Source organism: Streptomyces sp. NPDC006544, from assembly GCF_040611715.1.
Lineage (GTDB): Bacteria > Actinomycetota > Actinomycetes > Streptomycetales > Streptomycetaceae > Streptomyces.
The window spans coordinates 1-7,777 of the sequence record NZ_JBEXOV010000179.1 but is presented as its reverse complement, the minus strand read 5'-3'; the positions used below and the strand labels follow the sequence as shown (position 1 = coordinate 7,777).

Sequence of the window (7,777 nt, the reverse complement as noted above, 5' to 3'; positions counted from 1 at the left end):
ATGAGCGCGAGGTGGCAGGTAAGGGAGTAAACGCCCCAAACCTGGCAGCCACGAAACCGACGTACTGGCGCAGAGGATCTCTTAACACCCTCTAAAAGAGCGTTTTGTCCCATCGGGGGTGTTTGACAGCTGTATGGGTGGCCGAGTGGGCAGGGACTGCTGAGGCCAGGGTCGCTATCCGTGATGTGAGAGACGGCTGATTCGATTACCAGGCGCGTTTCCGCCCGTTCGCTCCTGTCTGATCCCAAGGCGCCCCCAGTCACCCCTGTTTGCGCCCTATGGCTGTGTGCCTGCCGACGGAACTATCGAAACGTGTCCCGACAGCGGCCGTATCCGAGTGACCTGTCCGATGCCCGATGGGAGCTGCTTGAGCCCATTCTGTCGACCTGGCGGGCCGAGCGACGAGGGAAGGGCCTGGACATCGGGCGGCCGCCCGAGCACGACCTGCGTCGGATCATGGACGCGGTCTTGTATGTGGACCGGACTGGGATCCCCTGGCGCTACCTTCCCCACGACTTCGCGCCATGGGAAACCGTCTACGGATACTTCGCGGCCTGGCAGAAGGAGGGCGTGTTCGACCAGCTCAACGGCCTGCTCCGCCGACTGGTTCGGGAGGCCGCTGGCCGGGATGCCGAACCGAGCGCGTGCGTGCTGGACGCCCAGAGCGTCAAGACCTCCGCCAACGTCCCGGCCGCCGGCCAGGGCATCGACGCGGGCAAGAAGATCGCAGGACGCAAACGCCATATCGGCGTCGACACCCTCGGCCTCCTCCTCGCGGACTGGGTCACCGCGGCCAGCGTCTCCGACAACGCCGGCGGCATCCACCTGCTCTCGCACATTGCCGAGACCCACCCCAGGATCACCAAGGCCTGGGCCGACACCGGCTATCGAACCAAGGCCATCGAACACGGCGCCACCCTCGGCATCGACGTCGAGGTCACCCGCCGCGACCTGGGCCAGAAGGGCTTCAAGGTCATCCCGCGGCGCTGGGTCGTCGAGCGGACCTTCGGCTGGCTCATGAACCACCGCCGCCTCGCCCGCGACTACGAAACCCACCCGCACCGATCCGAAGCCATAATCCGCATCGCGATGATCGACCTCATGAGCCGCAGGCTCACACGAGAGTCGACTCCGAACTGGAAGGACTCATAGCCGCCGGGCCACGCTGACCCGCGCGTCCTCGCCCCTCATTTCCTGCGGCCAGCGGTCATCGATGACACCCGCCGCCTCTTGGCAGGCGCCACAGGCGCTCTCCCGCTCCGGCAGCCACCAGTGATCCGACGGCGACATACCGGCCACCTGGATTCCGCACAGCGTCCTGTCGAAGACGCCGAAGGCGTGGGCAACGTCGGCGGAAAGGCCGTCCGCGACGGCTATCTCCCAGCGCATCTCCACGGGCAAATACGGCGGCCGCGAGACCTCGAACCACTCGCCACCCACATGCGTGGCGGCGTGGCACCAGGAACAGGACCAGATCTCCTCTTCCCCCTCAGTCGGCAGCCCCGGCCGTCGCCACATCGCCCGTCCACACACATCGCACTCCACGGACGGATCCTCACACGCCTCCATGCGTGGCCCCCAACCCGCTGACACTGCGTGACTTACCAAACACCCCCGATGGGACGAAACACTCTTTAAGGCGTCAGTAGCCCGGGACTTCACATGAGGTCCGCGCGAATACGACCGCCCGGAGGCAGCATCAGGCAGCGGCCGTGTCCAGCTCAACTGGAAGGGATTCAGGCGGCCGCGACCCGAGACGTTTCACAACTCCGCCCTCTGCTGCCGCCCAAGCTCGCGAACAAGTTGGTGAGCCTCAGGGTCTTATTCGGGTCAGCGGTTGGTCGGGATACCGAGGGCGATGGGGGTCCGGCGTGTAAGGCGGGCGGCGTCGGCCTGCTTGGTTCGGACGAAGGTCAAGGTCATGTCGATGCCTTCGATCTCGCCGAGCCACTGCCCTTCCTCTGCCCGTCTGCGGCGCAGGATCAGGTCCCTTTCGATCTCCGCGAGCCTGGGCAGCACCCTGAGCAGGCCCCCGCCGGGCGACGACGAGATGAGGACGGGTCGCCCACGCGGCCTACGCCGAGGTGCCACTGCCGGCGGTGAGGTGAAGGCCGGGTTGCCCGGCCGTTGCTGGGGCCGCCCACCCGCCCGAAGTAAAGGGGCGGGTGGGCGGGTGCGGAGTGTGTGGAGGGATGGTCGGGGTCAGAGCGTGCCGGCGAGGGCGATGGAGCCCAGCGGGGTGGCCGCGATGCCCTGGATCGTGGGCACGGTGACCGGGTTGGTGAAGATGGCGCCGGCGGTGTTGCGGGTGGTCTGCACGACCCGGTTGTCGCTGGTGGTGAAGGCGAAGTCGACGTTGTGGTCGACACCGGCCGCGCCCACCGACTTGACGGTGATGTTGCCGAGGTGGGCCGTCAGTTCCTTGACGGGGCTCCAGCTGCCGCTGTCGAGGCGGACGGTGTGGTACTGGCGGGTGCCGTTGTCGGTGGCGAGGACGACGTGGAGGGTGCTGCCCGAGCCGGCCATGGCCACGGAAGAGACCGGGCCGGTGGCGCCGGCGGCCTGGGCGACGTCGCCCCAGGCGCTCCAGTTGCCGGTGGTGTTGCGCAGGGAGTGGTAGGTCTTGCCGCCGGTGACGGCGATGACCTGGAGCGCGCCCCCGCTGTTGGCGGTGGCGATCGAGGTCACACCGCTGATTGGGCTGCTCACGGAGGCGACGTCGCCGAAGGGGGCCCAGGTGCCGTTCGCCCGGCGCACGCTGTGGAAGACCCTGCCGTTGGAGACGGCGACGAGTTGCACCTCGGTACCGGTGGAGACGGCGGACACCTGGGTGACGTTGGGGAGCACGCCGGCTTCGCCGCCCACGTCACCGAACTGCAGCCATGTGCCGTCCGCCTTGCGGATGGTGTGGTAGATGCGGCCGTTGGTGCCGAGCGCCACCACGTGGGTGTCGCCGTCGATGCCGGCGACGGTGGCCGTGCGGATGCCGCCGACGTTTCCGGCCTTGGACTGGACGTCGGTGAAGCCGGTCCAGGAGTTGTCGGCCAGATTGATGCCCTGGTAGAGGGACGTGCCCGCCTGGACGACGGCCTCGGTCTTCCAGCCGGGCGTCAGTGAGCGAACCTCCGCGGCCCACACCCGCAGGTTGTCGGCCCGCGCCGAGATGGCGCCGGTGCGGGTCTCCGCGGCCGGAGTGCCCAGACAACCACCCTGCCAGGAACGACTGTTGATACCGACGAGCCAGCCGGCCGAGTCGAAGAGCGGACCGCCGGTATCGCCCTTGCAGAGGACGTCGGTGCCCTTGCCGGTGATGGTGAGGGTGCCGGCGGCGGACGTGTTGGTGGTGAAGGTGCCCGTGTGGAGCTTGTCGGGTACCCACTCGGTCTTCGTACGTCCGAACCCGACCGCGGTGAGCTCGGCGCCCGCCGCGGGACCGTTCTGGCCGATCCTGGCCCACGGGAGACCGGCGGCGGGGCTGGCCAGCCGGCCCAGGACCAGGTCGCGGTCGGTACGGGGTACCAGGTCGACGACCTCGACGGCCTTGCCGTCGCCTAGCGTGGCGATGGACTTCAGCGCCGGCTTGCCGGCCGGGACCGACGTACCAGGGGTGCTTGTGAAGCAGCTGGCGGCCGTGATGATCCAGTTGTTGTCGAGCAGGGCTCCCGTGCAGCCGCGGGAGTTGGTCTCGTCGCCGATGACCAGCTTCACTAGGGCCTTGTTCGTGAACTGGTCCGGGGCCTCGGGTCCGGCTACCGCGAGGGCGGGGGCGGCCGACACCAGGCCTGCGGCGACCGCCGTGGCGGAGAGCAGGACGGTGATCCGCGCCGGGCGCAGAAGGGATGCGAGCATGGTTCTTCCTTCGGTGAACGGGTGCGTGGGGATGCGATCGAGTGCCGGCCGGACGCGGATCGGCCCGCCGTGCCAGTCGGCGGGCCGGAAACGGATCCGGCCGCCGTGCCTGTCGGCGGTCCTGGCCGACCCCTGCCGGTGCCGTGCGGGCACTACTTGGAGGTCCGGATCTCCATGAGCATGAACTCGCGGCCCTGCTCGTCGGCGCTCTCGCCGACGGCGGTCCAGGAGTTCTTGTTCACGTCCCACGTCTTGTCCTCCTCGCCGACCTTCATGTCGACCTGGGCGGAGTAGTCGTTGCCCTTGACGGCGAAGACGGAGGGGATCTCCAGGGTCACGTAGCCGGTGGTGCCGGTGACCTTGAAGCAGATCTTCTCCTTGGCGCGGGACCAGACCTCGAGGAGGTCGGTCGCGCTCGCGCAGTTGGCGAGGAGGATGTGGCCGTCACCGCGCTTGAGGGTGATGTTCTGCTCGGCGAGGATCTTGTCGGCGTTCGGGTAGCCGAAGTCCTCGATGGCGTAGCCCGGGCCTTCCTCGGCGATGCCCTTCATCGCGGTGGTGTCCCTGACGGCGCCACCCGCGCCCGTGAGCGCCAGCCATGCCAGCGCTCCGGCGGCCGTGGCCGCGGCCACCGTGCGGACGAGCTTCTTGCGTGCCTTCATCCCTACCCCAGTCTTCGGTTCCGGATGCTGTTCCGGAAAGTTCCATACGGATGCGAAGGCTCATGTCCAGCCAACAAGAGATGCGCCAAAGACGGTCGATCCCTCCTTGGAAGCCCCCAACTTCCGACGGGATCTTAACCGCACACCCGGAGCTGAAATCAAGTCCGGAAAGAGGAAGTCGATAGTCCGCCCACCTATTTCGCGCATTGACTTCGGCGTGCGAACAGCCTCTACACCGGGCGCCCGCACGGGGGCGGTCCGCGACGGTCGACCGAGGCAGACGGCCGCGACGGGTGATCTGACTCACACCGATCAGCCGTCGACCATCGACCTGGCCAGGGAATATGCGCCGTTCAGGGGCGTTGTCTCCGTTTTGGGTGGCGGAGCGGTGACTACGCACGCCCTGCGGAACCCAGGCTTCATAAACGACCGTTGATTCACCATCATCTAACGGCTAGCCAGACTGGCGTGCCCCGCGTAAGGTCGTGCTGCGCGCCTCTCGGACCTCGGCAATGCACTCCACGGTCCGGCGATTGAAACGCGACTCACACCTTGCCGCCCTGGACCGCCGCATTCTGTGCGGTGCGCCCATGCGCCGATAGCGAAGGACCGTTTTGGACACCATTTATTGGAGTAGGCGGCGCATTCTCGGCGCCATCGCGGCCACCGCGGCCGTCGTCACCACCTCCAGCCTCGTTCTCAACCCCACGGCAGCCTGGGCGGACACGCCGCCCCCGGAAGCCGACCCGTTCCGGCTGCCGGACACCGAGCGCGCCAAGGTCGTCAAGGCGTGGGTGCTGGGCGGTACGGCCGTTCGCGCTGCCGCCGCCGTCGCGCTGGCTGGCTCCGACGCCGACGTGCAGAACTTCCTGGCCGTCAAGCTCGCTGCGGCAACCGCAGTGGACAACCGCGCCTCGCTCCTGGGCAGCCTTGCGACCGTCGGCAAGGGGACCCGTCGTGAAGCCACCGCCGCGCTCAACGGCAATGACTCCGCCGTCTCCGCGTTCCTCTCGGGCGGCTTCAAGCCCTCCCTCGTGGAGGACCTGCGGGTGGCCACCGCCGCGTCGATCGCTACTGGCGGCAAGGCTGTGATCAAGGCGGGCAACACCGCCCTGACCGACGGCTCGCAGGCCGCGCTGGAGAAGTTCCTGACCACGGACCGGTTCACGGCCCGACTGGAGGACATGCGCGTCGAGGCCTCGAAGCTGCTGATGCTGGCCGGCCCGGAGGTGCAGAAATACGCCAACAGGGCCCTGTCGGGCACGGAGGCCGACGTCCAGTGGTTCCTCGACACCGGCCAGCACATCGCCCGCGCCCGTGACCAAGAGCGGTCCAAGATCGAGGAACTCCTCGCGGTCGCCACGCGCGAGGGCAAGACGGCCGCAGCCAGGACGAAGGAGGCCGAAGAGGCCTGCGCCCGGGCCGTGGAAGCCTCGGCCAAGGCCAAGGAGGCCGCTGAAACCGCGGAGGCCGAGGCCCGCCTGGCGGAGAACGACGTGGTGAAGGCAGCTCAGGCGGCCCGTAAGGCGGCCGAGGCCTCGAAGGGTGCGGCCGACGCAGCCCGGATGGCCACCAACGCCGCGAACGCCGCGATTCAGGCTTCCCGTCGTGCCGCGAACGCCGCCATGGCCGCGAGCCAAGCGGCAGCCGCCGCGGCCCAGGGCGCCGCACAGGCGTTCAGGTCGGCCATCGCCGCCTCCAAGAACGCCGCAACCGCCGACAAGGCCAAAGAGGACGCCGCCTGGTGCCGGAAGATCGCAGGCCACGCCAAGGCAACGGCGGATCAGGCCGAGCAGGCCGCCACCGCGGCGCAGATGTGCGCCGACATCGGTTCCAGCGCCGCCGGCGCGGCCCGCGAGGCCGCCGACACGGCGAACAGCGCCTACAGGTCCGCGGAGCTTTCAGCCGGTTCGGCCAAGGCGGAGTCCGACGAGGCCCGTCGGCAGGCACAGATCGCCACCACGAACGCCCGGATCGCCACCAACGCAGCCGGAGCAGCGCAGGCTCTGGCGAGCGCGGCCGCGACCGCAGCGCGTAACGCCCGCAACGCCGCCTACAGCGCGGCTGCCCATGCGATCAAGGCCGCAGAGGCTTGCGAGTGGGCCGTCACATACGCCGGCCAGGCGGTGGACTACGCGAACAAGTCCACCGAGTTCGCCAACGAGGCCACGAAGGCCGCCGACAAGGCCACGGCAGCGGTCGTCGAGGCGATCAAGGTGGAGAAGGACGCCCGCGCGGCCGAACAGCAGCGGCTGGACCACGAGACCCAGCGGGCGATCGAAGAGATGCGTCTGTTCGCCAAGGCCGAAGCCAGCGAGAGAGCGGCGACCGAGGCCAAGCGCACCCAGGCCGAGCAGACCTCCCAGGCCACGAAAGACCTCATCGCCCAGGCCGAATCGGCACTGCGGGGCGGCAACCAGGCAGCGGCAGCCGCTGCGGGCCGCAAGGCGGCCATCGCCGTCATGAACTCCCGCGGCATCTGGTCCCGCGAGGCGGCGCAGTTCGCGCTGGCCGGTACGGACGCAGACGTCCATGTCTGGATCGACAGCGACCGGCTGATCGCACAACGGCAGGACGACCGGGAGTCCGCTGTCCACCTCGCCCGCATCTCCCCCTCGAAAATCGGCTTCGCCGCGACGGCCGCTCTGAAGAACAGTGATCCCGACGCCGCCGCGACGTTCCTCCGCACGGGTGCCATCCAGGCCGCGGCCATGGACAACCGCGTCCTCATCACGCGCCTACTGTCCGAAAAGCCCGGCCGCGCGGTGACCGAGGCGGCCAACGCGGCGCTGAACGCCGGAACGCCCGAAGCGCTCTACCAGTTCTTCTTCGGCGCGCTCGAAAAGGCGCAGCGGGAGGACGATGCGGTGGCCGCCGCGGCGCTCCTCCAAACCGGGGGCCCCTACACCAAGGCCCATGCCCAGGCGGTGCTCGAGGGCCCCTCGTGGATGCGCCGGAGGTTCATCTCCAACGTCCAGTTCGAGACCGCACAGCTCGACCACGACTTCGCCACCCACGTGGCCGCCATGCAGGGTGTCATAGCCGCGGCCGCGAAGATCGCTGACAAGGCGCAGGAGGACGCCGCCCGCGCTCAGGAAGCGGCGGCCACGGCTCGCAACGCGGCCACAGAAGCACAGGCGTGGGCAGGGAAGGCGGAAGCGGGGGGGGGGGGGGCCCCCGCCCGCGGCCAAGCCCGCGAAAACGAGAGGCGGCGCGCCCGGGCAGGCGGCCCCCCGCCCCCCCCCCCCCCCCCGCCGCGCCGGCGA

General features: G+C 69.2%; 6 protein-coding genes. 2 read left to right on the top strand and 4 right to left on the bottom strand.

The window, feature by feature from the left end:
- The first annotated feature begins 312 nt into the window (after nucleotides 1-312).
- Nucleotides 313-1,152 (top strand): IS5 family transposase, encoded by an 840-nt coding sequence (locus tag ABZY44_RS36940; RefSeq protein WP_356661816.1) that lies wholly within the window; start codon nucleotides 313-315, stop codon nucleotides 1,150-1,152.
- On the opposite strand, the gene ABZY44_RS36935 is transcribed toward ABZY44_RS36940, so the two are convergent.
- The 4 genes from ABZY44_RS36935 to ABZY44_RS36920 all read right to left on the bottom strand — a co-directional run bounded on the left by ABZY44_RS36935 (nucleotide 1,147) and on the right by ABZY44_RS36920 (nucleotide 4,511).
- A complete protein-coding gene (locus tag ABZY44_RS36935; RefSeq protein WP_356661814.1) occupies nucleotides 1,147-1,545 on the bottom strand; it encodes a hypothetical protein in 399 nt (132 codons plus the stop codon). The genes ABZY44_RS36940 and ABZY44_RS36935 overlap by 6 nt on opposite strands.
- A 285-nt stretch (nucleotides 1,546-1,830) precedes the next feature.
- On the bottom strand, nucleotides 1,831-2,019 hold the full coding sequence (locus ABZY44_RS36930; protein WP_356661812.1) for a recombinase: 189 nt from the start codon (nucleotides 2,017-2,019) through the stop codon (nucleotides 1,831-1,833).
- A 183-nt stretch (nucleotides 2,020-2,202) separates the two neighbouring features.
- Nucleotides 2,203-3,849 carry a S1 family peptidase gene (locus ABZY44_RS36925; RefSeq protein ID WP_356661810.1) on the bottom strand — a complete coding sequence of 549 codons (1,647 nt, stop codon included), beginning with the start codon at nucleotides 3,847-3,849 and terminating at the stop codon, nucleotides 2,203-2,205.
- 152 nt (nucleotides 3,850-4,001) lie between these two features.
- Nucleotides 4,002-4,511, bottom strand: coding sequence for a hypothetical protein (locus ABZY44_RS36920; protein WP_356661808.1), 510 nt, complete (start codon nucleotides 4,509-4,511; stop codon nucleotides 4,002-4,004).
- A 614-nt stretch (nucleotides 4,512-5,125) separates the two neighbouring features.
- Between ABZY44_RS36920 and ABZY44_RS36915 the strand changes: the two genes are divergently transcribed.
- Nucleotides 5,126-7,777, top strand: a 2,652-nt coding sequence (locus tag ABZY44_RS36915) for an ALF repeat-containing protein (RefSeq protein ID WP_356661806.1), incomplete at its 3' end; no start/stop codon positions are given.

Coding starts and splice junctions, on each gene's coding strand:
- ABZY44_RS36925 (WP_356661810.1), bottom strand. CDS start 3,849: ATGCTCGCATCCCTTCTGCGCCCGGCGCGGATCACCGTCCTGCTCTCC.
- ABZY44_RS36920 (WP_356661808.1), bottom strand. CDS start 4,511: ATGAAGGCACGCAAGAAGCTCGTCCGCACGGTGGCCGCGGCCACGGCC.